Source organism: Pseudomonas sp. NBRC 111133 (assembly GCF_001320605.1).
Taxonomy (GTDB): domain Bacteria; phylum Pseudomonadota; class Gammaproteobacteria; order Pseudomonadales; family Pseudomonadaceae; genus Aquipseudomonas; species Aquipseudomonas monteilii.
Map to the genome: position 1 here is coordinate 1 of NZ_BCBJ01000031.1, position 24,716 is coordinate 24,716.

A 24,716-nucleotide genomic window follows, 5' to 3' on the forward strand; every position below is an offset into this window, starting at 1 on the left:
GTCAAGCAAGCACTACTCAACCTTCGACACGACGTGTACGGGACCAGCGACTATATCCCCGCTACGCGCCAAGAATGAGCGCGACTTGCGTGGCAATTGAATATTAAAACCATACACATAGCCGAACATGATACTCAAACAGCCAACATCGCGAAAGAACCAGGCGAATTTATAAACACATGGTCTGTCGATGGGTTCATTGGAGAAGGCTGTCAACCTTCAGAGCTTGGCTGGGGAACTCATGAACTGACATTACCCATAGGCGCCTGCTTCCATGCGCCTGCCTATAGAAAGTCAATTTACCTTAACCGCCCAGGCGCCTCCGTTCGATTAAAAACCTGGACACCTGCTTGCGGGCCATGCCTAGGCTTTCTTATCACTCATAACGAATCGATTTCCTTAGCCGACTATTTTACATATGAAATAAACGACACGAATGATTATAGGCCCACCGTAACCTACGCCTATCACCCGTGCAATGATGCAGTTCTATCGCTCCATGAACTCAATGGAAATTCCTTGCAACCCCAGCAGCGTAAACGTGTATTGCAAGGGCATGAAATATGTGATGGAGCTGACTATCTCGGCGTACTTCTCATGGGGCACGAGAAGAATGCTTACTGGTACGGCTCCATACTTAATAACGCCACCGCCCAAAATTTGAACCCTGCAAGCTCAGCGACCACATTGCAAGTAGCAGCTGGCGTACTTGCCGGTGTGAAGTGGGCCATCAAACATCCAAGACAAGGTATTGTCGAGTCGGAGGAAATGGATTTTCAATTTGTACTGGACGTTGCTCGCTGCTACTTGGGCGACATGGTAGGCACTTACACGGACTGGACTCCGGTCGACAAAGATGGACGGCTTTTCCCACGAAGGTTCAATACCAGCGACATCTGGCAATTCGAAAACTTCTTAGAGTAAGTACAAGGAGTACCGACATGAGCTATACAAAAACAGCAATCGGCCTGAAATGCTATGATTGGTCATCTGTCGACCTGCTGAAAAATTTAAGCCCAAGAACAATTGTCGGCTGTAAGAAAAAAATCGAGGAGCGCCAACAACACTTCTGGCACGACATGAGCTCAGAATTCGACTCAAAGCACTTCCTTACCTACCTCATGAAACGAAGAGACTTGAGCCTCAGCGATGAATTCCTTGAGTTTGTTTGCTTATGGCATCTTGACGAGCAAAATCACTACCGGGGTCTTCGCAAAATAAATAGCGTACTTTACAGTCAAAGTGAAGAATTTATTGACCATGCAATAAAATCCAGAGAACCAGACTTTAGCTCAATATCACCATTCCTTCGCGATGAATTCACAATACTACTATCCATTGCGTTCGACGAGATCACCAGCACTAGAGCTTACAAGCAGGACTTTGATCTGTTTGACAGCCTTGGCCCCGACTGCTTGTCGACCTGGATAAGAAATGCAGCCCGCGACGAGGCAGCACATTATGGTAACGCCATGAAAATCTTGAAACTTCATCACACTTCAAGGTTCGGGGAAGCATCAAAATTTCTGGATGAAATCGTTAGCTTCGAGACCGCCCAGACGTTCCATTACCAAAACACCTTCATCTTCGACCATGACACCGACGACTTCTCAATCGATCTCTTGAATCGTAGTAGATGCACAATTCTTGAGATCCTGGGAAGACCATCATGACCTGGCTATACCTTTCACTCATGGCTCCATTATTGTGGAGCCTATCCAACATGATCGATAAATTCGCGATCACCAACATCACATCCAACTATATCTCATTCATATTCCTGCTCAGCATTGGGAATATTTTTTTCGCTGCCATAATTTATGCCGCAGTACCACCAACTGATATAGCCCTGACAACGGCAACCCTAAACATCCTTTCAGGCCTCGCTATATTCATGCAATATTTTGCCTATAGCTATTCGCTAGAAAGCATGGACGTATCGATCGTGATCCCGATTCACCAATCGGAGCCACTGTTCGTCCTCATCGCGTCAGTATTTCTCTTCAATGCTATCCCTACGCTCTGGCAGGCAGGCGGCTTTTTCTTTATAACTGGTGGCATCCTGTTGCTATGTGTTTCAGGCAAGACCTTAAACGGGCTAGGCCAGAAAAAGCACATCTTGATGATTCTGGTTTCTGCCTTTTTCGGCGCAGCCTCAACAGTAATATCAGATGAAATACTTAGGCTAAAAAGCCTGGAATCCGTACTACTGTTCAACTTTCTTGGTTATGCACTCGGCGGTTTCTTACTACTTTTGATACCTCACTGCCGAAAGCTGATCGTACGCGATCTGAAACAGCTGAATCTCAGACAATTTGGAGTATTTGGCGTCACCAACACCTTCGATGTTGGCGGTTATATATTTTTTATGGCTGCGCTGTCTGCTGGCGGTGGTGCTGCGCTGGTGTCCGTCGTCGTCAGCATACACCCATTATTTGTTCTACTGTTTGGGTTCATAGCCACACGCTATTTCCCATCCTTTTTGACCGAGGATATCGCGCCAACCAGCATGTCACGCAAGATCACCTCCATCCTGGTGATCGTGGTTGGCGTTGTGGTCATATCCTTGCATGACAGCTGAAAAGAGAACTGGGACGAATCAAAGCAACCCATCCGCCCGCAACAACGTCTCCAGGCAATGCTCCTGCACCCCATAAAACGCCTTGAGCTGGCCAATCTTCTCCAGCAACTCGCCGTTAGCCACCGGCTGTCGTCGCTTCACCGCAAGAATCATCTTGTTCTTGTTGGTGTGCTCCAGCGAGATGAACTCGAACACCTTGGTTTCATAACCGCAGGCTTCCAGGTACAACGCGCGCAGGCTGTCGGTGAGCATTTCGGCCTGCTGGCCCAGGTGCAAGCCGTATTGCAGCATGGGTTGCAGCAACCCCGGGCTGTGCAGTTGCGGGCGGATCTGCTTGTGGCAGCACGGCGAGCACATGATGATCGCGGCGTTGCAGCGAATACCGGTGTGAATAGCGTAGTCGGTGGCGATATCGCACGCATGCAGGGCGATCATCACTTCGATGGCCTCGGGCACCACGCTACGTACATCACCGCACTGGAATTCCAGGCCTGGGTGCTCCAGGCGCGAAGGGGCGGCGTTGCACAGGTCGACCATGTCCTGGCGAAGCTCTACACCGGTGACCTGTGCCTCACGGCCCAGGCTGTTGCTCAGGTAGTCATGCATGGCGAAGGTCAGGTAGCCCTTGCCCGAGCCGAAGTCGGCCACCCGCAGCGCCTGCTCCGCAGGTACCGGCGCACTGGCCAGGGCGTGGTCGAAGACCTCGATGAACTTGTTGATCTGCTTCCACTTGCGCGACATGGACGGGATCAATGCACCTTGTGCGTCGGTCACGCCAAGGTCACGCAGGAACGGCCTCGACAAATCCAGGTAGCGCTTCTTCTCGCGGTCATGGCCGCTGCTCGTCGTGGCCTCCCGTGGAGCCTGCGCGCCGTGACGTTGCAACATCGGCTTGCCCTTCTTGCTGAAGGTCAGTTGCACTTCGCCATCTGCGTCGAACAGGTGGGCATTGCGGAAGCTGTCCGGCAGCAGCTCAGCTACCAGCGCCTGCGCCTGTTCCAGCGACAGGTTGCGGGTAATGTCGCGGGTCTGATGGCGGTAGACCAGCGACAGGCATGGCTGGCCCTTGACCTGCAGCGGCTTGGCGATGATCCGTTGCAAGGTCTGGTCGGCACCGACATGGCGCGCCAGCACCAGTTTGACCAAGGTGTTGCCGTGCAAGGCTGCATTCAGAAGGCCGAGAAACCGGGCGCGTGCATCTGACGCAGAGGGGGCGGAAGAACTGGCGGACATGGAGAAACGGTGCCTCGAATAGCGGGAACCGCATTCTACACCCTGCAGGTTCCAAGTCAGTCCAGGATCACCAACCGGTTGGGCAACTCGTTGCGCGCATGGGTAGGCGGCACATGCTCGCTAAGCAGCTCGCCGCACGCGTCGATGCACTCGACAAACCCCTGCAAGGTCCGCCCCTGACGCACCTGCTCGGCAAAGCGGGCGACAATGGCCGCCCGCGCGTTGGCATCCAGATAATGCTCGATACCGCGGTCGACCAGGATCTCCACGTGCCCCTCCGCCTCGCTGACGAAGATCAGCACGCCCGTGGCAGCTGCGGTGCGCTGCAGGTTTTGTTCGCGAAACTGCTGGCGGGCCAGCCGTGAGGCGCGCCAGCGACGCAAAGCACGAGGAATCAGCCAGCCGGCCAGAAGCGGATTGCGCAGCAGCAGGCACAAACCGACGAACAGCAGCACGTTGGCCACCAGCAAGCCACGCACGCTGGGCCAACCCAGCAGCCAATGCAACAGCCCCGGCACAGCCAGCGCCAGCACGGCGGCCCACAACAGCGGCCAATACGCGTAATCGTCAGCACGGCGCGCCAGTACCGTCACCAGTTCGGCATCGGTTCGCTTTTCAGCACGGGCAATGGCTTCGGCAATCTGCCGTTGATGGTATTCGTCTAAGGGGGTCATGCCGTCGGTCTCTTGAGCGTTCTTATAGTTGTTGTCCCGGCATTCGGGGCTTCGTCCCCAGGCGACATATTCAGGCATAATCCGCCGCTGGAAAACGAGCGTGTCAATCGTACAACAATAGCCGCCTGAAAACTTCGGCCGCGCACGTATCACCGCTGGATACGGCAGAGGCCCCACAACGGAACTGATGATGAAATTGTCTTTGCTGGGCCTGGCCATGGGCCTTGCCAGTCAGGCGGCCCTCGCCGCCCCCACCGCCCCGCCCCTGCAGGACAAGCAGGCGTTCATCGACCATCTGATCAGCCAGATGACCGAAGCCGAGAAAATCGGCCAGTTGCGCCTGATCAGCATCGGCCCGGAAATGCCTCGCGACAAGATTCGTGAGGAAATCGCCGCCGGCCGCATCGGCGGCACCTTCAACTCACGCACCGCGCCCGAAAACCGGCCGATGCAGGACGCGGCCATGCGCAGCCGCCTGAAGATCCCGATGTTCTTCGCCTACGACACCGTCCACGGCGAGCGCACCATCTTCCCGATTGGCCTGGGCATGGCCGCCACCTGGGACATGGACGCCGTGGCCAAGGTTGGCCGCACCGCCGCCATCGAAGCCTCGGCCGACGCCCTGGACATGACCTTCGCACCCATGGTCGATATTGCCCGCGACCCACGTTGGGGCCGCACCAGTGAAGGCTTTGGTGAAGACACCTACCTGACCTCGAAGATTGGCCAGGTGATGGTGCGCTCGTTCCAGGGCAGCAGCCCGGCCAACCCCGACAGCATCATGGCCATCGTCAAGCACTTCGCCCTGTACGGCGCCGTGGAGGGCGGGCGCGACTACAACACGGTCGATATGAGCCTGCCGAAGATGTACAACGACTACCTGCCGCCCTACCGCGCCGCCCTCGACGCCGGTGCTGGCGGGGTGATGGTGGCACTGAACTCGATCAACGGCGTGCCGGCCACCGCCAACACCTGGCTGATGAACGACTTGCTGCGCAAGGAGTGGGGCTTCAAGGGTGTGACCATCAGCGACCATGGCGCCATCCAGGAGCTGATCCGCCACGGTGTCGCCCGCGACGGTCGCGAAGCCGCCAAGCTGGCGATCAAGGCCGGCATCGACATGAGCATGAACGACACCCTGTACGGCGAAGAGCTGCCAGGCCTGCTGAAGTCCGGTGAAGTGACCCAGGTCGAGCTGGACCAGGCGGTGCGCGAAGTACTCGGAGCCAAGTACGACATGGGCCTGTTCAAGGACCCGTACGTGCGCATCGGCAAGGCCGAAACCGACCTGAAAGACTACTACGGCAACGACCGCCTGCACCGCGAAGCCGCGCGTGATGTGGCCCGCCGCAGCCTGGTACTGCTGGAAAACCACAACCAGACCCTGCCGCTGAAAAAAGCCGGCACCATCGCCCTGGTCGGCCCGCTGGCCGATGCACCGATCGACATGATGGGCAGCTGGGCTGCCGACGGCAAACCCGTGCACTCGGTGACAGTGCGTGAAGGCTTGCGTCGCGCCGTAGAAGGCAAAGCCAAGCTGGTCTACGCCAAAGGCTCCAACGTCACCGGCGACAAGGCGATATTCGATTACCTGAACTTCCTCAACTTCGACGCACCGGAAATCGTCGATGACCCGCGCCCGCCTGCGGTGCTGATCGACGAAGCCGTGAAGGCTGCCAGGCAGTCCGACGTGGTCGTAGCGGTTGTTGGCGAGTCGCGTGGCATGTCCCACGAGTCGTCCAGCCGCACCACCCTGGAAATTCCAGCCAGCCAGCGTGAGCTGATCAAGGCCTTGAAGGCGACCGGCAAGCCGCTGGTGTTGGTGCTGATGAACGGCCGGCCGCTGTCGATCGGCTGGGAACGCGAGCAGGCCGACGCCATCCTCGAAACCTGGTTTGCCGGTACCGAGGGCGGCAATGCCATCGCCGACGTGCTGTTTGGCGACTACAACCCATCCGGCAAGCTGGCCATCACCTTCCCGCGTTCGGTCGGGCAGATCCCGATGTATTACAACCACACGCGCATTGGCCGGCCGTTCACGCCGGGTAAGCCGGGTAACTACACGTCGCAGTACTTCGAAGAGCCTAACGGCCCGCTGTACCCGTTCGGCTATGGCCTGAGCTACAGCAGCTTCGAGCTGTCTGGCCTGAAGCTGTCGCACAAGGACCTCAAGCGCGGTGACAACCTGGAGGCCAAGGTGACGGTGAAGAATACCGGCAAGGTCTCCGGCGAGACCGTGGTGCAGCTGTACCTTCAAGATGTGTCGGCATCGATGAGCCGCCCGGTCAAGGAACTGAAAAACTTCCAGAAGCTGATGCTCAAGCCGGGTGAGTCGCGGACCTTGACCTTCCGCATCAACGAGGATGACCTGAAGTTCTACAATGGCCAGCTGCAGCGGGTTGCCGAACCAGGTGAGTTCAATGTCCAGGTAGGGCTGGACTCCCAGGCGGTGCAACAGCAGAGCTTTGAACTGCTGTAACTGAGGTCGCCTGCACCGGCCCATTCGCGGGTTCACCCGCGAAGAGGCCGGCCCTGATATCGCATATATCCGGATCCGCCCCAATGCCCTTTTCCTTTCGCGCCCTGCGTCTGGGGCTGATCACCTTGCTCATCCTGCTGGGCACCGCCCTCAGTGCCGGCTGGGCCATGCACCAGGCCAAGCGCCAGGCCATGGAAGACGACGCCCGGCGTGCCAGTCAGCAACTGGGGCTGTACGCCAATGCCCTGCACACCCTGATCGACCGCTACCGCGCCCTGCCCGCCGTACTGGCGCTGGACCCGGAACTGATCGCCGCCCTGCGCGGCCCGGTCAATGAACAGGTGCAGGACGCCCTGAACCGCAAGCTGGAGCGCATCAATGGCGCGGCCAATTCCTCTACCCTCGAGCTGCTCGACCGCACCGGCTTGGCCATTGCCGCCAGCAACTGGCGGCTGCCCAGTAGTTACGTCGGCTCCAACTACGGTTTCCGCCCCTATTTCAAGCAAACCCGCAGCCAAGGCAGTGGCCGCTTCTACGCCGTGGGCGTAACCAGTGGCGTACCGGGCTACTTCCTCGCCAGCGCGGTAAATGACGAGCATGGCCGCTTTCTCGGTGCTATGGTGGTCAAGCTGGAATTCCCCGAACTGGAACGCGAGTGGCGCCAGGGCAGCGATATCCTGCTGGTCAGCGACGCCCGTGGCATCACCTTCATCGCCAACCAGGATGGCTGGCGCTACCGCGAGCTCCAGCCGCTGAATGGTGCCGACCGTGCCGAGCTGGCTGAAACACGCCAGTACGACAAACAGCCGCTGGTGCCCCTGCAGCACCAGGTGCTGACCCGTTTTGCCGAATACAGCACCCTTAGCCGCGTGCAAGGCCCGCAGGGCAGTGCCGAGTACCTGTGGGAAAGCCTGCCGCTGGAAGGTGACCACTGGACCTTGCACCTGTTGCGCAAGCCACAGGTGGCCGCCGATGGCCGCAATGCCGCCCTGGGCGCCGCAGCCGTGTGGCTGAGCCTGGTGTTCGCCGCCCTGTTCGTCAGCCAGCGCCTGCGCCTGGCACGCCTGCGCCAGCGCAGCCGGCAAGAGCTCAAACGCCAGGTCGAAGAACGCACCCGTGAGTTGCGCACCGCCCAGGAGGGCCTGGTACAGTCGGCCAAACTGGCCGCCCTCGGGCAGATGTCGGCCGCCATGGCCCACGAGATCAACCAGCCGCTGACCACCCAGCGCATGCAACTGGAAACCCTGCGGCTGCTGCTGGACCACGGCCGTTACGACGAAGCGCGCCAGGCCCTGGAACCGCTGGAGCAAATGCTCACACGCATGGCCGCACTGACCAGCCACCTGAAAACCTTTGCCCGCAACAGCCCGGTCGGCCTGCGCGAGCGCCTCGATCTGGCCACCGTGGTCGACCAGGCCTTGCACCTGCTGGATACCCGCATCCGTAGTGACGAGGTCGAGGTGGCCTTGTACCTGGCACGCCCGGCCTGGGTACGCGGCGATGCCATTCGCCTGGAGCAAGTGCTGATCAACCTGCTGCGCAATGCCCTCGACGCCATGGCCGACAAGCGCTACAAACGCCTGGAGGTGCGCATCGAGCCAGATGGCGAGCTGTGGCGCCTGAGCGTGCTGGATTCGGGTGGCGGCATCGCCGAGGCCGACCTGGCGAAGGTGTTCGACCCGTTCTTCACCACCAAGCCGGTGGGTGAAGGGCTGGGCCTGGGCCTGGCCATTTCCTACGGCATCGTCCACGAGGCCGGGGGCCAACTGCTGGCCGAAAACGTACCTGGTGGCGCACGCCTGAGCCTTACCCTACCCCGTGACCTGGAGCCTGTATGTTGAATTCAGTGATCGTCGTCGATGATGAAGCCAGCATCCGTACTGCCGTCGAGCAATGGCTGAGCCTGTCCGGCTTCACTGTGCAGTTGTTCGCTCGCGCTGATGAATGCCTGGCACACCTGCCACGGCACTTTCCGGGGGTGATCATCAGCGATGTGCGCATGCCAGGCATGGACGGCCTGCAATTGCTCGAGCGCCTGCAGACGGACGACCCCGACCTGCCCGTGATCCTGCTGACCGGCCACGGTGATGTGCCCATGGCAGTAGAAGCCATGCGCAACGGGGCCTATGACTTCCTGGAAAAACCCTTCACCCCGCAGCACCTGCTGGGGAGCCTGCGCCGGGCACTGGAAAAGCGCCAGCTGGTCCTTGAAAACCGTCGGCTGCACGAACAGGCTGACCTCAAGTCACGCCTGGAAGGCACACTGCTGGGTATGTCCCAGGGCCTGCAGCAACTGCGCCGGCAGGTGCTGGACCTGGCCAGCCTGCCAGTCAACGTGCTGATTCGTGGTGAAACCGGCAGCGGCAAGGAGCGGGTCGCCCGCTGCCTGCACGATTTTGGCCCGCGCGCCGGCAAACCATTCGTTGCCCTCAACTGCGCGGCCATCCCCGAAGCACTGTTCGAAGCCGAACTGTTCGGCCATGAAAGCGGTGCCTTCACCGGCGCCCAAGGCAAGCGCATCGGCAAACTGGAGTACGCCAACGGTGGCACGGTGTTCCTCGACGAAATCGAGAGCATGCCACTGGCGCAACAGGCCAAGCTGCTAAGGGTGATCCAGGAGCAGAAACTGGAGCGTTTGGGGGCTAACCAGAGCATCAGCATCGACTTGCGAATCATTGCCGCGACCAAGCCCGACCTGCTCGACGAGGCCCGTGCCGGGCGTTTTCGCGAAGACCTGGCCTACCGCCTGAACGTGGCCGAACTGCGCCTGGCGCCGTTGCGTGAGCGGCGCGAGGACATTGCGCTGCTGTTCGAACACTTTGCCCGTGCAGCAGGCGAAAAGCTTGGACGCTGCGCACCGCCGCTGTCGGGGCCACAGCTGGCCCAACTGCTGTCGCATGACTGGCCAGGTAATGTTCGCGAGCTGGCCAATGCGGCGGAGCGGCACGCGTTGGGGCTAGGTTCGCCAAACATCGAGGTAGCGCCTGCCGGGCAATCGCTGGGCGAGCAGATGGAGGCGTTCGAGGCGCAATGCCTGCGCGCAGCGTTGCGACAGCATGGGGGCGAGATCAAGGCGGTAATGGAGACCTTGCAGCTGCCGCGGCGCACGCTTAATGAAAAGATGCAGCGGCACGGGTTGGTGCGCGAGGATTTTGTCGGGCGAGAATGAGCGGAAATCCGCTTATGACCAGGATTTAGTAGGCGAGATTCCGCTTATCAACTCAAGATTTTGGGGCTGCTTTGCAGCCCATCGCGACGCAAGGCCGCTCCTGCAAGGGCCTTGCAAGGCTTGCTATTACGGGGTTCGCGGAGCTCGCAACGCCCCCAAATGAATCACCCCGCACCCATTTGGCACACCTTCTGCAATTGCCTTGGCAAGCTGCGCCACGGCGCGCTCCACAAAAACAACGAGAAGGTATCCCTGATGGATAACGCCACCTCCCTGCCCGCCGGGGCGGCCACTGCGCCCGCCGCGGAAAAAACCACCGCCAGCCGCCTGAAGTCGATCTTCAGCGGGTCCATCGGCAACATGGTCGAATGGTACGACTGGTACGTCTACGCCGCATTCTCGCTGTACTTCGCCAAGGCCTTCTTCCCGGCCGGCGACTCCACCGCACAACTGCTCAACACCGCCGCGATCTTCGCCGTGGGCTTCCTGATGCGCCCGATCGGTGGCTGGTTGATGGGCCTGTACGCCGACCGCAAGGGCCGCAAGGCCGCGCTGATGGCTTCGGTACTGCTGATGTGCGCAGGCTCGCTGGTCATCGCCCTGACCCCGGGCTACGAAACCATCGGTGTCGCCGCACCGATCCTGCTGGTGATTGCGCGCCTGATGCAGGGCCTGTCGGTGGGTGGTGAATACGGCACCTCGGCCACCTACCTCAGCGAAATGGCCAGCAAGGACCGCCGTGGTTTCTTCTCCAGCTTCCAGTACGTGACCCTGATCTCCGGCCAGCTCATCGCCCTGGCAGTACTGATCATCCTGCAGCAGACCCTGACCACCGAGCAGCTGTACGCCTGGGGCTGGCGTGTGCCGTTCGTGATCGGTGCGCTGTGCGCCGTGGTGGCCCTGTACCTGCGTCGCGGCATGGAAGAAACCGCCTCGTTCACCAAGAAGGAAAAGGCCAAGGAAAGCCTGATGCGCACCCTGATGCGCCACCCCAAAGAGCTGATGACCGTGGTCGGCCTGACCATGGGCGGCACCTTAGCCTTCTACACCTACACCACCTACATGCAGAAGTACCTGGTCAACACCGTGGGCATGAGCATCAGCGACTCGACCACCATCTCGGCCGCCACACTGTTCCTGTTCATGTGTCTGCAGCCGGTGATTGGTGGGCTGTCCGACAAGATCGGCCGTCGCCCGATCCTGATCGCCTTCGGTGTGCTCGGCACCCTGTTCACCGTCCCGATCCTCAGCACCTTGCACACCATCCAGACCTGGTGGGGCGCGTTCTTCCTGATCATGGCCGCGCTGATCATCGTCAGCGGCTACACCTCGATCAACGCAGTGGTCAAGGCAGAGCTGTTCCCGACGGAAATTCGCGCCCTGGGCGTGGGCCTGCCGTACGCCCTGACCGTGTCCATCTTCGGCGGCACCGCCGAATACGTGGCCCTGTGGTTCAAGAGCGCTGGCATGGAGAGCGGCTTCTACTGGTACGTCACCGCCTGCATCGCCTGTTCGCTTCTGGTATATGCAACCATGAAGGACACCAAGCAGCACTCGCGGATTACAACTGAGTGAGTTTGAGCCTGCCGCAATGAAGAAGGGCGCACCGTTTCGGGCGCCCTTTTTTCATGCATTGTGAATGCATGATGTGATTCGATGAGCCAATGATTAATCCTATTCGGCTCATCATGTGAGCCGAATAGCTCAATTAATCGGCTCACCAGCTCCTGAAACCTGGCTCAAGACATCTCCAACGCCTGACGCGGCTCACGGCGCTGGTACCAGCTGGCCATCAGCACCAGCACCAGCAACACCCCGCCCAGCACAGCCGAAGAGCCGACCGTGCCAAAGTCCAGGCCACCCTTTTCATGGGGTTTGGTCAGGACATCGCCCAGCGTGGCGCCAAACGGGCGGGTAAGCACGAACGCCACCCAGAACAGCACGACGCCTGGAATACGCGTCCAGTAGCGGGCCACCACTACCAAGGCAATGGCACTGCCGATCAGCAACGCGCCGCCAGCAAAACCGAGCCCCGAATCATCGGCCAGGTAATCGCCCAGGGCGGTACCAAGCGTGTTGGAAAACAGGATCGCCACCCAGTAGAACAGCTCGCCCGTGCGGTTCTTGATTCGGGTGACATCCAGTGGGTTGCCGCTCAGGCGCCACAGCAGGAAGGTCAGCAGCAGGATGCCGATGAGCAAGGCCGACCCCGTGGCATAACCCAGGCCCAGGGTGCGGTCCATGAAGTCGGACATGGTGGTGCCGGCGGTACTGGTGGAGAGGATCACCAGCCAATACAGCATCGGGTGGTAGCGGCGCGAGTAGAGCTGGCCGAGCAAGGTCAGCAGGAACACGCTGATCAACAGCAGCGAGCTGACGGCATAGCCAACGTTCAGCGTCATCGACAGCAAGTCGCCCGCCGTTTCGCCAAGGGTGGTAGCGCAGATCTTCATGACCCAGAAGGCCAAGGTGATTTGCGGGAGTTTGTTCATTGTTGTGCCGCTCCAGTTTGAGGTGCGGCGATGGTGCTGATCGAGGCCTGAAAAATCGGTTGGTGATGCATGAAAAAAGTGTTGATAGATCTTTGAAACAAAATATTTCGTTCTTAACGTCCCATTAATTCCCACCCTTCAAGCTGAAATAGCTGACAGAACGACGACGCGCGGGCATGCGGCTCTTGGGTGATGCCACAGCGTGATTCACGCGAAGCGCTCCCATATACATCGAATAATTAGATTTTTAATCGCTATTTTTTGCGCTTTTTAATCAAATTAATCGGCGTAGGATTAAACCCATAGAAACAAACAACCCTTGTAGCCCTTGGAGCAACGACCATGAAAAACAAACTGATCCTTACCCTGGCCCTCTCGGTTTTCGCAGCTGCCGCTTACGCCGAAGATGGCTTCGACCGTACCAACGCCCACACGTTTGCAGCGGTACAGAGCCAGTCCGCTACCTACGCTGAAGATGGTTTCGACCGCACTGGTGGCCAACGCTTTGCCGAAGATGGCTTCGACCGCACTGGTGGCCAACGCTTCGCCGAAGACGGCTTCGACCGCACCGGTGGCCAACGCTTCGCCGAAGACGGCTTCGACCGCACCGGTGGCCAACGCTTCGCCGAAGACGGTTTCGACCGCACCGGTGGCCAACGCTTCGCCGAAGACGGTTTCGACCGCACCAACGCCCACCGCATCAGTTGATCCCCGATGCGAGCACCCAGCCCGGCTTTGGCCGGGCTTGATCATTTGCAGACGGGCACAGGCTTGGCACACTAGGCACCTCGCAACCCAGGAGGTGGGCCAGCAAGCCCAGCACAGATGTATTACTACGAACCCGCAAAAGGCCACGGCCTGCCCCACGACCCGTTCAACGCCATCGTCGGCCCCCGCCCCATCGGCTGGATCTCCTCGCAAGACCGTGAAGGCCGCCTGAACCTGGCGCCCTACAGCTTTTTCAACGCGTTCAACTACATCCCGCCAATCATCGGTTTCTGCAGCGTCGGGCGCAAAGACAGCCTGAACAACATCGAACAGACCGGCGAATTTGTCTGGAACCTGGCCACCCGCCCGCTGGCTGAGCAGATGAACCAGAGCTGCGCACCGGTTGCGGCCGAAGTAAACGAATTTGAATTGAGCGGCCTCACTGCCACGCCGTCGAGCATCGTCAACGTACCGCGCGTGGGGGAAACCCCCGTGGCCTTCGAGTGCAAGGTCAGCCAGATCGTGCAGCTCAAGCGGGCAGACCAGGCGCTAGTGCCCAGCTGGCTGATCCTGGGTGAGGTGGTGGCGGTGCACATTGCCGAGCACCTGCTGAAAAACGGCATCTACGACACCGCTGCCGCCGAACCGATCCTGCGTGGCGGTGGCCCGGCGGACTACTTCGAGCTGGGCAACCTGTTCAAGATGGCCCGCCCGCCGGCCTGATCACCAGATCAGCTCGCCCTCTTCGCTGACGCCTTGCAGGCGTTGCAGCTCGGCCGTAGCCGCTTCGTCGGCGGCTACGGCCCCCTTGAACACCTGCCCGTCCAGTACCTTGTGAAAACGCGGCGCGCCGCCCATGCCCAAGGCCTTGACCGCAATGGCCGCGTTGTAGCCGCCCCCCTCGACCGGGACCATTGCCGAAACCGCTTCGAAATGCGGGAATTCCCTACGTGCCATGTTGCTATCCACCTGGTTGAACAAGGCGGTCATTTTACCCCATCACTGATCAATCGAAGGTATGCAGGTCCAAGCTGCTGACCACCTGTGCCTGCACCAACTCGCCAAACACCTCCAACGTTGGCGAGGCGAAGTAGCCACTCATCGCCTGCTGGTCCTGCCAGCTACCGCTGAGCAACCAAAGGTCGGCATCCGCCTGGGAGCGCTGTACCGTGAAACTCAGGCAGCCCGGCGCTCGCAGCGAGGGTTCGAGCAGGTCACGCAGTCGCGCCCCCAACTCGGCCGAGCGCCCGCTGCTGGCACGGATGAAAGCAAGGTGGGTGACCGGTTGTTTTGAGGTCATTGCACAATCTCCTTGAAGCAGGCGGACGGAAAAGCCAGGCTGCCAAGGTTAGGGGCTGCCTCGCGCGGCGCGTTAGGCCATTACTGCATGCCGATTGCCTGATCCTGCAGCGCGGCAGGATCAGGCAATCGACGTGCAGCTTTCGACTAGCGCCCGCCATTGCCCAAACCTATGCTGCGTCGGTCAGCAGAGGAAATCTACCATGACCACACCGACACCCATCGACCCACCCCTGGAATTGCAGCGCCAGGAGCTTGCGGAACTGATCCGCCGCCATGCCGGCGAGCCCCACGGCCCGGCCTCGGCCATCGATGGCTTGTTCCTGGTGCGCTACACCGAGAACGTGCGCTCGGTGCCGACCCTCGCTCAACCCGCGCTGTGCATCCTGGCCCAGGGCAGCAAAAGCCTGTTCCTCGGTGACGAACAATATGCCTACGACCCGCTGCACTACATGGTGGTTTCGGTAACCCTGCCACTGAGCGGCGTAAAGCTCGACGCCAGCCCCGAACACCCCAGCCTTGGATTGCGCATAGACCTGGACCCGGCAGAGATCAGCCAGCTGATTGCCGAGAGCGGGCCGATGCTGGTGCCCAACCGGCCTTCCGGTCGCGGTTTGTATGTGGACAGAACCGATGCGCCATTGCTGGATGCCCTGCTGAGGCTGATCCGACTGCTGGACACACCGCGCGATATCGCGATGTTGGCGCCGTTGTTCCGCCGTGAAATTCTCTACCGTTTGTTGCGCGGGCCGCAGGGTTATCGGCTGTACGAGATTGCCTTGGCCAACAGCCAGACGCACCGGGTTTGCCAGGCCATTACCTGGCTCAACAACAACTATCAACAGCCGCTGCGTATCGAGGACCTGGCCCGGGAGGTCAACCTCAGCACCTCGACCCTGCATCACCGCTTCAAGGCAGTGACGTCGATGAGCCCGTTGCAGTACCAGAAACAGCTGCGCCTGCAGGAGGCGCGGAGGTTGATGCTCAATGACGGGCTGGAGGCGGCGGTGGCGGCTTATCGGGTGGGGTATGAGAGCCCGTCGCAGTTCAGCCGGGAGTACAGCAGGCTGTATGGAGCGCCGCCGATTCGGGATGTGGCCAGATTGAGAGCCACTGCTGTCTAAAACTTTTTGGTGGCTGTACCGGCCTCTTCGCGGGCTCGCCCGCGAAAGGGTCGGTACAGGCAACAGCTTCAGTTCAACCCGAAACTGTCCCTTGCCACTGATTCTGGTCCACCTGAATCAAGGTCGGCCCCTTGCGTTCCACCGCCTGCCCCAGCGCCGCCTGCAACTGCGCCACATCCGCCACATTCTCCGCCGCCGCGCCCAACGCCCGCGCCACGCCGATGAAGTCCGGCGTATGAATATCCACACCAACAGGCTCGATCGCCCGGTTGACCATGTACTTCTTGATTTCCTCGTACCCCTGGTTATTCCACAGCAGCACGATCAGCGGCACCTGCGCCTCCACCGCGCTGGCCAGCTCCGGCAGGGTGAATTGCATACCACCATCGCCAATCAGGCACACCGCAGGCGCACGCTGTCCGGTTTGCTCCGCACTCCCGAGCCAGGCGCCCATGGCCGCAGGTAGCGCATAACCCAGGGTGCCGTAGCCGGTCGAGGCATTGAACCAGCGACGTGGCTGATCCATGTCCAGGGTCAGGTTGCCGGTGTACACCGGCTGGGTCGAATCGCCCACCAGGATGGCATTGGGCAGGCGCTCAAGAATGGCGCTCAGCAAACGCGTCTGGCTCAGTGTCGACTGGTCCCAGCCTGCCGCCAGAGCCTGGCGCAGATTGGCCACCCGGGCCACACCCCAGGTGCTTTCACGCACGGGTTGCAGCTGAGTCTGCAAAGCACCGAGCAGCGCTTCGGCGGCCAATTCGGCATCAGCCACCAGCGCCAGCTCCGGCAGGTAATTGCGCACGGTCTGGTCCGGGTCGATGTCGATGCGCAGCAGGCTTCCCGGGATCTCGAAGCCACCCTTGAACGTCACGTCATAATCGGTTTCAGCCAGTTCGGTACCGATCGCCAGCACCACGTCGGCCTCGGCGACGAGCGCCCGCGTGGCAGGCAACGACTGGGTCGAACCGATTTGCAGCGGGTGGCTGGCCGGCAGCAAACCCTTGGCATTGATGGTGAGCGCCACCGGTGCCTGAAGGTGTTCGGCCAGGCGTGCCAGGGCAGCACCGGCTGCCAACGCGCCCCCCCCAGCCAGAATCAACGGCCGCTTTGCACAGGCCAGGCGCTCAGCCATCTGTGTTACAGCTTGCGGGGCAGCCCCCGCACGGCTACCGCGCACGGGCCGGCCCGGCAGCAGGAAATCAGCCGGTTCGACCAGCACGTCGAGCGGGATTTCGATATGCACCGGGCGTGGTCGGGCACTGTCGAACACGGCAAATGCCCGGGCCAGCACCTGCGGCAGGTCTGCTGCACTCATCAAGGTGTGAGAAAACGCAGCCACACCCGACACCAGCGCCGCCTGGTTGGGCAGCTCGTGCAGCTTGCCACGGCCACCGCCCAACTGGTCACGGGACTGCACGCTGGAAATCACCAGCATCGGGATCGAATCGGCATAGGCCTGGCCCATCGCCGTGGTGATGTTGGTCATGCCAGGGCCAGTGATGATGAAGCACACTCCGGGTTTGCCACGGGTGCGCGCATAGCCGTCAGCCATGAACCCGGCACCCTGCTCGTGGCGCGGGGTGATGTGGCGAATGGACGAACCCGCCAGGCCGCGATAGAGCTCCACGGTATGTACACCGGGAATGCCGAAGACATGGTCCACGCCATAGCCTTCAAGGAGTTTGACCAGTACTTCGCCGCACGTTGCCATCAGGGTTCACCATGAATCTGGTTGGGTTATGTGCTTATTGGACCCAACCCATGACTACCACCACAATGCAAAAAAACACATACTAGCCATGTCCTGTAATCATGGCTTATCGCAATGAAACGCCTACCGCCCTTAGCCGCCCTGCACACCTTTCTGGTGACCGCCCAGCACTGCAATTTCACCCGTGCCGGGCAACAGCTACACATCACGCAAGGCGCCGTCAGCCGCCAGATCGCGGCCCTTGAGGAGCACCTGGGGTATGCGTTGTTCCAGCGCCAGGCCCGTGGGCTGAGCCTGACCCGTGAAGGCCAGGACTGGCTGCCACGGGTGCAGCAGGTGTTCGCACTGATCGAACAAGGCGTGAATGAGGTGGGCGGACGCAGCACGACTTTGCAGCTCAAGGCGCCCACCTGCGTGATGCGTTGGTTACTGCCACGCCTGATGGAGTGGCAAGCACTGCGCCCGGATGTGCCGGTGGAGCTGACGACCACGGTGCAGCACGGGGTGGACTTCCGCCGGGAGGGCTTTGATGCGGCGGTGGTGTATGGCGACACGCCGAACCACGGGTTACAGGTGCGCAAGTTGTTCGATGAACAGCTGACGCCGGTGTGTGCGCCCTCGCTATGCGACGGGCCGATACCATTGCGCCAGGTGGAGGACCTGGCGCGGCACATGCTGCTGCATCCATCACGGGATGAACATGACTGGCGGTTGTGGTTGCAGGCGGCCGGGGTGACGTTGGCCGCTCATGGGCCCAAGCAGCATTTCGAGACGCTGGACATGGCGATGGCCATGGCCTCGCAGGGGACCGGGGTGGCAATTGGCGACTGGTCGCTGATTGGGGATGACCTGCGCGGGGGGCGGCTATGCATGCCGTTTGCGCTGAAGGTGATGACCGGCAAGGGGTATTACCTGGTGAGCCAGGCCAGAAGCTTGCCGCCGGGGTTGGTGGAATTGCTGGACTGGCTGGAGAGCCAGGCCAGCCTATGAAGCCCCTTCGCGGGCATGCCCGCGAAGGGGGCGACTCAATACCCGACGGTAAAACGCTGCCGCGAATGCGCCGGCTTTTCCAGCTCATCGATCATGGCAATCGCATAATCGGCAAAGGTGATCCAACTCTTGCCATCCGCACCAATCAGCAGATGATCCTTGCCCAGCGTGTACCGCCCGCTGCACTCACCTTCGACAAACTCCGCCGACGGCGACAGGAAGGTCCAGTCCAGGTTCGGCTCCCGTTGCAGCGCCTCCAGAAAACGCACCCCGGCAGTGGCCTCGGCCTTGTAGGCTTCCGGGAAGTCCGGGCTGTCGATCACCCGGTGCCCCGACGGCAACAGCAGGCTGCCCGCACCGCCCACCACCAGCAAGCGCTTGACCTCGGCCCGCTTGACCGGCTCGATGATCGCGTGCGGCTCGATGGTCGAGAAATGCGCAGCGCTCAGCACGGCATCCACGCCCGTGACCGCGGCTTGCAGGGCCGCGCCGTCCTTGGCATCCAGCGCCTTGACGGTCACTCCCTCCCGGCCCTCCAGTTTCGAAGGGTCACGGGCGATGGCCAATACACTGTGGCCACGGCGCAGGGCCTCTTCCAGCAACTGGCTGCCAGCACGGCCAGTGGCACCGATGATTGCGATCTTGCTCATGGGATACTCTCCATCAATTGAACGGAATTACCACTTCATCTCGCCCTTGGCGACCTTGGCACCCAGCTCCAGGGAGCTTTCATCGGCCAGGCCCGGGTAACGTTGCTTCATCGCCTCGATCAAGGCACCCGCGTCTTTTGCCTTGGCCGCTTGGGCATCGAAGTCACGAATGTAGTTCGCCGTGAAACGCACAGCCTCCAGCGAGCGGCTGCTGTTCCCCAGGTAATGGCCCGGGATGACCGTACGCGGCGCCAGCGATTCGATGTGCGCCAGGGTGCCGAGCCAGTCGGTATGCGACTGGGCCGTCTGGGTATCGGCCATCCACACATGAATGTGCTCGGACACCACCACGCCGCCGACCACCGCCTTGATCGACGGGATCCACACAAAGCTGCGGTCTGGTTGCGGACCGTCAAGGCCAACCACCTCAAGGGCCTGCCCTTCCAGCGTCAATCGGTTGCCTTCCAGTACCTGTGGCAGCACCAGCCGTGCCGGTTTGTCTGCCCCCATCTGCGGGCCCCAGTACGCCAGCTTGGGGTCCATGGTCTGACGGATATGCGCGACAGTGGCGGCCGAGGCCAGCACCTTGGCGTCGGGGAAAGCATTTGTCAGGGTGTCCAGGCCGAAGTAGTAATCCGGGTCACCGTGGCTGATATAGATGGTAGTCAGGTGCTTGCCACCAGCTCGCAGGCGCTGCACCAGTTGCTGGGCCTGGGCCTTACCGAACTGGGCATCGACCAGCACGGCATCGTGCTCGCCACTGACAATCACCGAACTGACCGGGAAGATGGCCTCATGCCCAGGGTTGTAGACTTCCAGCTTCAAGGGTTCGGCGGCCAGCACCGGGCCGGCCAGGGTAACGCAGGCCAGCAGCAGGCCACGCAAGGGAGTGAACAGGGACATTGGCAACGCCTTCCAGATAACGATGGCCAACAGCTTAGTTGCCCGATCCATGACAAAAAATGCGATGCTCGAACATAGTTTGTTTCTGAAACCGGGCAAATCATGGACCGTCTCAACGCCATGCGCGTTTTCGTCACCGTCGTCGACCTGGGTAGCCAGTCGGCAGCGGCGGATCATTTGCAGCTATCGCGGCCGGTGGTGTCGCGCTATCTGGCAGCGCTGGAAGACTGGGTGGGCGCGCGCCTGATGCAGCGCACCACACGCAAGCTCAGCCTCACCGCCGCCGGCCAGGAAACCCTGCCACGCTGTCGGCAGTTGCTGGAGTTGGCCGGTGACCTGCAGGCTGCCGTGCAACAGCCGGATGACGCGCCCAAGGGCGCATTGCGCATCAGCGTCAGTACATCCTTTGGCCAGGCGCAGCTGGTGGATGCGGTGGCGGCCTATGTGCGGCGCTATCCAGGTGTGAACGTGGAACTGCAGATGCTCGACCGCACCGTCAACCTGGTGGACGAGCGTATCGACCTGGCCATCCGCACCAGCAACGACCTGGACCCCAACCTGATCGCCCGGCGCCTGAGCATATGCCGCTCGGTGGTGTGTGCGTCCCCCGCCTACCTGCTTGAGCATGGCACCCCACAGCGGGTCGAAGAACTGAGCCGGCATAACTGCCTGACCCATGCCTATTTCGGCCATAGCCTGTGGCATTTCGACGTGGGCGGCCAACAGATCGCCGTGCCGGTGACGGGGAATATCAGTGCAAACGAAGCCATGACATTGCAAAAGGCCGCGCTGGCTGGCGCGGGTATCGCCATGCTGCCAACCTACCAGGCCGCCGACGCCCTGCGCCGGGGCGAACTGGTGCGCCTGCTGCCCGAGGCAAAGCCCCGCGAACTGAACCTGAATGCGGTGTACACGTCACGCAAGCACATGCCGGCAACCTTGCGCAGCATGCTGGATTTTCTGGTGCAGCGGTTCAAGAACGAACCCGAGTGGGACCGGGATCTCTGATGTAACGTGAGAAATGACCTACGCTTAACGGTATCACCTGTCGCTGTAACTGGAGGTGAGTACCATGGGCATCAAATCAAGAAGAGTCGCCCTTGTCATGGCCCTGACTGCTGTCGCAGGGCTGTACGGCTCAGCCTGTTGGCGCGCCGAGCTGCTACGCAGCCAGCCCAGTGCCGCCAACAGCTGCGAGCAGGCACATTGCGTGCCTCACACCGCAACCTTGAGCGCCGTCCGTTGAGTTGACGGCGCGCCGCCGGTCACTCTTCCACGCTCATGTATTCCTTGGCCCAGCGGATGTAGTCCTCGGGTTGGGTGTAGGTGTGCGAGAGTTCGGTCGCGCTGAGGTTTTCCGACTTGTTCTGCTGGCCGCGTTGCAGGCGCAGGCAGTCGTAGGTGGCCTTGATCGCAGCAAAGTAGGCCGCGTGGCCATCGACCACGATACGCACGCCCAGGCGCGCCAGGCGCTCGTCATCGCGCAGGTTCGGGTTGCCATAGGTGACCAGCATCAGCGGCACGGTCAGATGCTCGGCAATTTGCTCAAGCTGCTCGAAGTCCTTTACCCCCACCATGCAGATGCCATCGGCACCGGCTTTCTGGTAGCTCTGGGTGCGCACGATGATTTCTTCGGTGGTCAGCACGCCTGCGTTGGTGCGGGCAATGATCGACAACGACGAATCGACCCGTGCCTCCAGCGCCGCACGAATCTTGCCAACGCCCTCCTCGACCGGAATCAGGTCGGTAGACTTGCGCCCGAACTGGGCAGGCAGCAAGGTGTCCTCGATGGTCAACGCAGCCACGCCGGCGCGCTCCAGTTCGATCACCGTGCGCATCACGTTCAGCGCGTTGCCATAGCCATGGTCGGCGTCAGCCAGCACGGGCAGTTGCGCTACCCGGCCAATACGGGTGGCTTGCTCGACGAACTCGCTGAGGGTAATGAGGGCAAAGTCCGGCGCGGCCAATACCTGCAATGAAGCAACGGAACCACCGAGGATACCGACCTCGAAGCCGAGGTCTGCGGCAATGCGCGCCGACATCGGGTCGAACACCGATGCAGTGTGGTAACAGGAACCTGAAGCGAGCAGCTCGCGGAAGGCAAAACGCAGATCTTGATGGGAAGCCTTGGGCATGATCACTCCGCAATTTAAGTTGAAATTTGAACGGTAACTACCGACCCCTGTAATCGGGTCTACCTGACCTGTTCCAACCGTCGCCATCTGGGCGGTCATGCTCGACATGCAGGCAGAGGAATAAAAGGTGTGGGAGACAGCACACTGAAAAACCTGCGGCATAATGTTGCACCAAGCTGGTGCAGGCCGCGAATTTCAGCCTCTGTGGCATACCAACGATATCACGCAGCCATGCAGCACTGGATGAATGCGCCAATGCCGATTCAGCATAGGGGATGCAGATAGTACATAGGAAGCTACCTAACTCAGGTTACAATCCGACGTGCCCACAAAGAGGCCGTAACAGACAGACAAGGTATTCCCGTGACCGCCGCCCTGCCCCCCACCACCCTGCGCAATGTGCTCACCGCTCTCATGCTGGCCATTTTCCTCGGCGCACTGGACCAGACCATCGTCGCCGTCTCGCTGCCGGCGATTTCCGCCCAGTTCAACGATGTCGGCCTGCTGGCCTGGGTGATCTCCGGTTACATGGTGGCGATGACCGTGGCCGTGCCGATCTACGGCAAACTGGGCGATCTGTACGGGCGGCGGCGGATGATCCTGACCGGTATCAGCCTGTTCACCCTGGCCTCCATCGCGTGCGCCATGGCCCAGGACATGCAACAGCTGGTGCTGGCCCGTGTACTGCAGGGCATTGGCGCGGGCGGCATGGTCTCTGTCAGCCAGGCGATCATCGGCGATTTCGTGCCACCGCGTGAGCGCGGCCGCTACCAGGGTTATTTCAGCAGCATGTACGCCGTAGCCAGCGTCGCCGGGCCAGTGCTGGGCGGCTGGCTGACCGAGTACTTGTCGTGGCGCTGGGTATTCTGGATCAACCTGCCGCTGGGGCTGGTTGCCTTGTGGGCGATCCGCCGTGCCCTCGGTGGCATGCCGGCGCAGCGACGCGAGGCCCAGGTGGATTACCTCGGCGCCGTGCTGCTGATACTCGGCCTGGGCAGCTTGTTGCTGGGCATCACCTTGGTCGGTCAGGGCCACGCCTGGATTGATCCTGCCGTACTGGCCCTGTTCGCCTGCGCTGTACTGGGCCTGGCGTTGTTCATCGCCCATGAGCGGCGCTGCCCGGAGCCGCTATTGCCCTTGGGCTTGTTCAGCAATCGGGTGGCGGTGCTGTGCTGGGGGGTGATCTTCTTCGCCAGCTTCCAGTCGATTTCCCTGACGATGCTCATGCCGTTGCGCTACCAGGGCATCACGGGTGCTGGCGCCGACAGCGCCGCGCTGCACCTGTTGCCACTGGCCATGGGCCTGCCCCTTGGCGCCTTCACCGGCGGTCGCATGACCAGCCGCACGGGGCGCTACAAGCCGCAGATTCTGGCCGGTGCGTTGTTGATGCCCGTGGCCATTTTCGCCATGGCGCTAACGCCGCCACAATCGGCTTTGCTCAGCGCGCTGTTCATGCTGCTGACCGGCATCGCCTGCGGGCTGCAGTTCCCGACATCGCTGGTGGGCACGCAAAGCGCGGTGGAAAGCAAAGACATTGGTGTGGCCACCAGCACCACCAACCTGTTCCGTTCGCTGGGCGGGGCCATGGGCGTGGCGTGCATGTCCAGCCTGTTGCTGGCGCTGCTGCATCAGGGCGGATTCGAAATGCTGGGTAACCCGTTGCTGGGGAGCCTGAAGGCCGGTGAAGTGGACCTGGTGACACAGGCGCGCCTGACTGAAACATTCCGTCATTTACTGATGGGGAGTGCCCTGATTGCGGTGCTCGGGCTAGTAGCCGCAGTGGCATTGCCCGACCGGCAACTGCGGGGGCGATGAAGCCCGGGGCCACCCGCCGGCCCCGCCTTTAATCCCCGCTTAATACAAAGGGGAAACACTCCCTCACAATCCTTAACAAAGTGTCATTTGCGCAGCGCCGGGCTCAAGCGCAGCATATCCAACCCGGTGTCGACCCATTTTTCGACATCACCCAACAGATCGACACTGTCAGGCAGCAACAGCCAGCGCCCGATCAGGCCATCGACATAGGCAAACATGGCCACCGCCGCGCGCTCGACATCCAGCTCGCCAGGCAACTGGCCCCGGCGCACGGCATTGGCTAGCGCCAGGGTGATGCCCTTGTGGCAATCCAGCACCGCGCCCTGGCGCTGCTGGCGAATTTCACACATGTCATCGGTGAACTCGCACTTGTGATGCAGGATTTCATTGATACGCCGGGTTCGGGCATCGAGCACCAGCTCGTTGAACACCTGCAACAACAGCTTGCGCATGCAGCCAAGCGGGTCGACCTCATCCTCGCTTTCGCTGGCCCGCGCCAAATGGTCATGGGTCTCGTGCAGGCTGTCGAGCAGCGCCTGCACCAGCTCGGCCTTGTTGTTGAAGTGCCAGTAGATCGCCCCGCGCGTCACACCCGCCAGTTCGGCGATGTCGGCCAGGGTGGTTCGCGCAACCCCGCGCTTGTAGAAGGCCTTTTCCGCCGCCTCGATGATCTGGGCGCGGGTTTCCTGGGCTTCCTCTTTGGTTCGACGGACCATGGCAGTACAACCTCATCTGGCCCGAACGCGCAGCGCG

General features: G+C 61.0%; 23 protein-coding genes. 13 read left to right on the forward strand and 10 right to left on the reverse strand.

The features are described from left to right. Positions 1-96: 96 nt before the first annotated feature. From APH36_RS30615 to APH36_RS06420, 3 genes are read left to right on the forward strand one after another with little or no spacing between them, the layout of a single operon-like run. A complete protein-coding gene (locus tag APH36_RS30615) occupies positions 97-924 on the forward strand; it encodes a saccharopine dehydrogenase C-terminal domain-containing protein (protein WP_082426351.1) in 828 nt (275 codons plus the stop codon). A 17-nt stretch (positions 925-941) separates the two neighbouring features. Continuing rightward, the gene (locus APH36_RS06415) at positions 942-1,673 is read left to right on the forward strand and encodes a hypothetical protein (protein ID WP_060497948.1); all 732 of its coding nucleotides are present in this window, start codon (positions 942-944) and stop codon (positions 1,671-1,673) included. Next, positions 1,670-2,581: an EamA family transporter gene (locus APH36_RS06420; protein ID WP_060497949.1), complete on the forward strand. Its 912-nt coding sequence runs from the start codon at positions 1,670-1,672 to the stop codon at positions 2,579-2,581. The genes APH36_RS06415 and APH36_RS06420 overlap by 4 nt, the downstream gene beginning before the upstream one ends. A gap of 18 nt (positions 2,582-2,599) precedes the next feature. Here APH36_RS06420 and APH36_RS06425 read toward each other — a convergent pair whose 3' ends face one another. Continuing rightward, a complete protein-coding gene (locus APH36_RS06425) occupies positions 2,600-3,814 on the reverse strand; it encodes an SAM-dependent methyltransferase (RefSeq protein WP_060497950.1) in 1,215 nt (404 codons plus the stop codon). Positions 3,815-3,870: 56 nt separating this feature from the next. Further along, entirely contained in the window at positions 3,871-4,488 is a 618-nt protein-coding gene (locus APH36_RS06430) for a TPM domain-containing protein (protein WP_060497951.1), read from the reverse strand. A gap of 187 nt (positions 4,489-4,675) precedes the next feature. Here APH36_RS06430 and bglX point away from each other — a divergent pair, with 187 nt between their 5' ends. The 4 genes from bglX (at position 4,676) to APH36_RS06450 (ending at position 11,711) form a co-directional block, all read left to right on the forward strand. Continuing rightward, complete coding sequence (gene bglX, locus APH36_RS06435) at positions 4,676-6,967, forward strand: beta-glucosidase BglX (protein WP_060497952.1); 2,292 nt, start codon at positions 4,676-4,678, stop codon at positions 6,965-6,967. A gap of 83 nt (positions 6,968-7,050) precedes the next feature. After that, complete coding sequence (locus tag APH36_RS06440; RefSeq protein WP_060497953.1) at positions 7,051-8,808, forward strand: ATP-binding protein; 1,758 nt, start codon at positions 7,051-7,053, stop codon at positions 8,806-8,808. Continuing rightward, positions 8,802-10,136 carry a sigma-54 dependent transcriptional regulator gene (locus APH36_RS06445; protein ID WP_060497954.1) on the forward strand — a complete coding sequence of 445 codons (1,335 nt, stop codon included), beginning with the start codon at positions 8,802-8,804 and terminating at the stop codon, positions 10,134-10,136. Before APH36_RS06440 ends, APH36_RS06445 begins: the two co-directional genes overlap by 7 nt. 255 nt (positions 10,137-10,391) lie before the next feature. Then, positions 10,392-11,711, forward strand: coding sequence for an MFS transporter (locus tag APH36_RS06450; RefSeq protein WP_060498004.1), 1,320 nt, complete (start codon positions 10,392-10,394; stop codon positions 11,709-11,711). A 164-nt stretch (positions 11,712-11,875) separates the two neighbouring features. On the opposite strand, the gene APH36_RS06455 is transcribed toward APH36_RS06450, so the two are convergent. Beyond that, positions 11,876-12,628: a hypothetical protein gene (locus APH36_RS06455; protein WP_060497955.1), complete on the reverse strand. Its 753-nt coding sequence runs from the start codon at positions 12,626-12,628 to the stop codon at positions 11,876-11,878. A 342-nt stretch (positions 12,629-12,970) separates the two neighbouring features. Here APH36_RS06455 and APH36_RS06460 point away from each other — a divergent pair, with 342 nt between their 5' ends. Then, positions 12,971-13,336, forward strand: a complete 366-nt coding sequence (locus APH36_RS06460) for a hypothetical protein (RefSeq protein ID WP_060497956.1) — start codon at positions 12,971-12,973, stop codon at positions 13,334-13,336. 117 nt (positions 13,337-13,453) lie between these two features. Next, positions 13,454-14,059, forward strand: coding sequence for a flavin reductase family protein (locus APH36_RS06465; protein WP_016713656.1), 606 nt, complete (start codon positions 13,454-13,456; stop codon positions 14,057-14,059). Here APH36_RS06465 and APH36_RS06470 read toward each other — a convergent pair whose 3' ends face one another. Both APH36_RS06470 and APH36_RS06475 read right to left on the reverse strand, forming a co-directional pair. Further along, on the reverse strand, positions 14,060-14,326 hold the full coding sequence (locus APH36_RS06470) for a hypothetical protein (protein ID WP_016713655.1): 267 nt from the start codon (positions 14,324-14,326) through the stop codon (positions 14,060-14,062). It lies immediately after the preceding gene. A 16-nt stretch (positions 14,327-14,342) separates the two neighbouring features. Then, positions 14,343-14,636, reverse strand: coding sequence for a putative quinol monooxygenase (locus tag APH36_RS06475; RefSeq protein ID WP_016713654.1), 294 nt, complete (start codon positions 14,634-14,636; stop codon positions 14,343-14,345). A 202-nt stretch (positions 14,637-14,838) separates the two neighbouring features. Here APH36_RS06475 and APH36_RS06480 point away from each other — a divergent pair, with 202 nt between their 5' ends. Then, on the forward strand, positions 14,839-15,759 hold the full coding sequence (locus tag APH36_RS06480; protein WP_060497957.1) for an AraC family transcriptional regulator: 921 nt from the start codon (positions 14,839-14,841) through the stop codon (positions 15,757-15,759). Between the two features lie 73 nt (positions 15,760-15,832). On the opposite strand, the gene APH36_RS06485 is transcribed toward APH36_RS06480, so the two are convergent. Continuing rightward, entirely contained in the window at positions 15,833-17,470 is a 1,638-nt protein-coding gene (locus APH36_RS06485; RefSeq protein WP_060497958.1) for a 5-guanidino-2-oxopentanoate decarboxylase, read from the reverse strand. Between the two features lie 114 nt (positions 17,471-17,584). Here APH36_RS06485 and APH36_RS06490 point away from each other — a divergent pair, with 114 nt between their 5' ends. Next, a complete protein-coding gene (locus APH36_RS06490) occupies positions 17,585-18,460 on the forward strand; it encodes a LysR substrate-binding domain-containing protein (protein ID WP_060497959.1) in 876 nt (291 codons plus the stop codon). 35 nt (positions 18,461-18,495) lie between these two features. Here the strand turns inward: APH36_RS06490 and APH36_RS06495 are convergent, their stop codons facing one another. Further along, on the reverse strand, positions 18,496-19,110 hold the full coding sequence (locus APH36_RS06495) for an NAD(P)-dependent oxidoreductase (RefSeq protein ID WP_060497960.1): 615 nt from the start codon (positions 19,108-19,110) through the stop codon (positions 18,496-18,498). 27 nt (positions 19,111-19,137) lie between these two features. Beyond that, entirely contained in the window at positions 19,138-20,013 is an 876-nt protein-coding gene (locus APH36_RS06500; RefSeq protein WP_060497961.1) for an MBL fold metallo-hydrolase, read from the reverse strand. 102 nt (positions 20,014-20,115) lie between these two features. Here APH36_RS06500 and APH36_RS06505 point away from each other — a divergent pair, with 102 nt between their 5' ends. Next, the gene (locus APH36_RS06505) at positions 20,116-21,021 is read left to right on the forward strand and encodes a LysR family transcriptional regulator (protein WP_060497962.1); all 906 of its coding nucleotides are present in this window, start codon (positions 20,116-20,118) and stop codon (positions 21,019-21,021) included. Between the two features lie 257 nt (positions 21,022-21,278). Here APH36_RS06505 and APH36_RS06510 read toward each other — a convergent pair whose 3' ends face one another. Next, positions 21,279-22,148 (reverse strand): oxaloacetate decarboxylase, encoded by an 870-nt coding sequence (locus tag APH36_RS06510; RefSeq protein WP_003259571.1) that lies wholly within the window; start codon positions 22,146-22,148, stop codon positions 21,279-21,281. Between the two features lie 363 nt (positions 22,149-22,511). Here APH36_RS06510 and APH36_RS06515 point away from each other — a divergent pair, with 363 nt between their 5' ends. Next, entirely contained in the window at positions 22,512-23,963 is a 1,452-nt protein-coding gene (locus tag APH36_RS06515; RefSeq protein ID WP_060497963.1) for an MDR family MFS transporter, read from the forward strand. An 83-nt stretch (positions 23,964-24,046) separates the two neighbouring features. On the opposite strand, the gene ttgR is transcribed toward APH36_RS06515, so the two are convergent. Further along, positions 24,047-24,679, reverse strand: coding sequence for an efflux transport transcriptional regulator TtgR (gene ttgR / locus APH36_RS06520; RefSeq protein WP_021785779.1), 633 nt, complete (start codon positions 24,677-24,679; stop codon positions 24,047-24,049). Positions 24,680-24,716 lie beyond the last annotated feature (37 nt).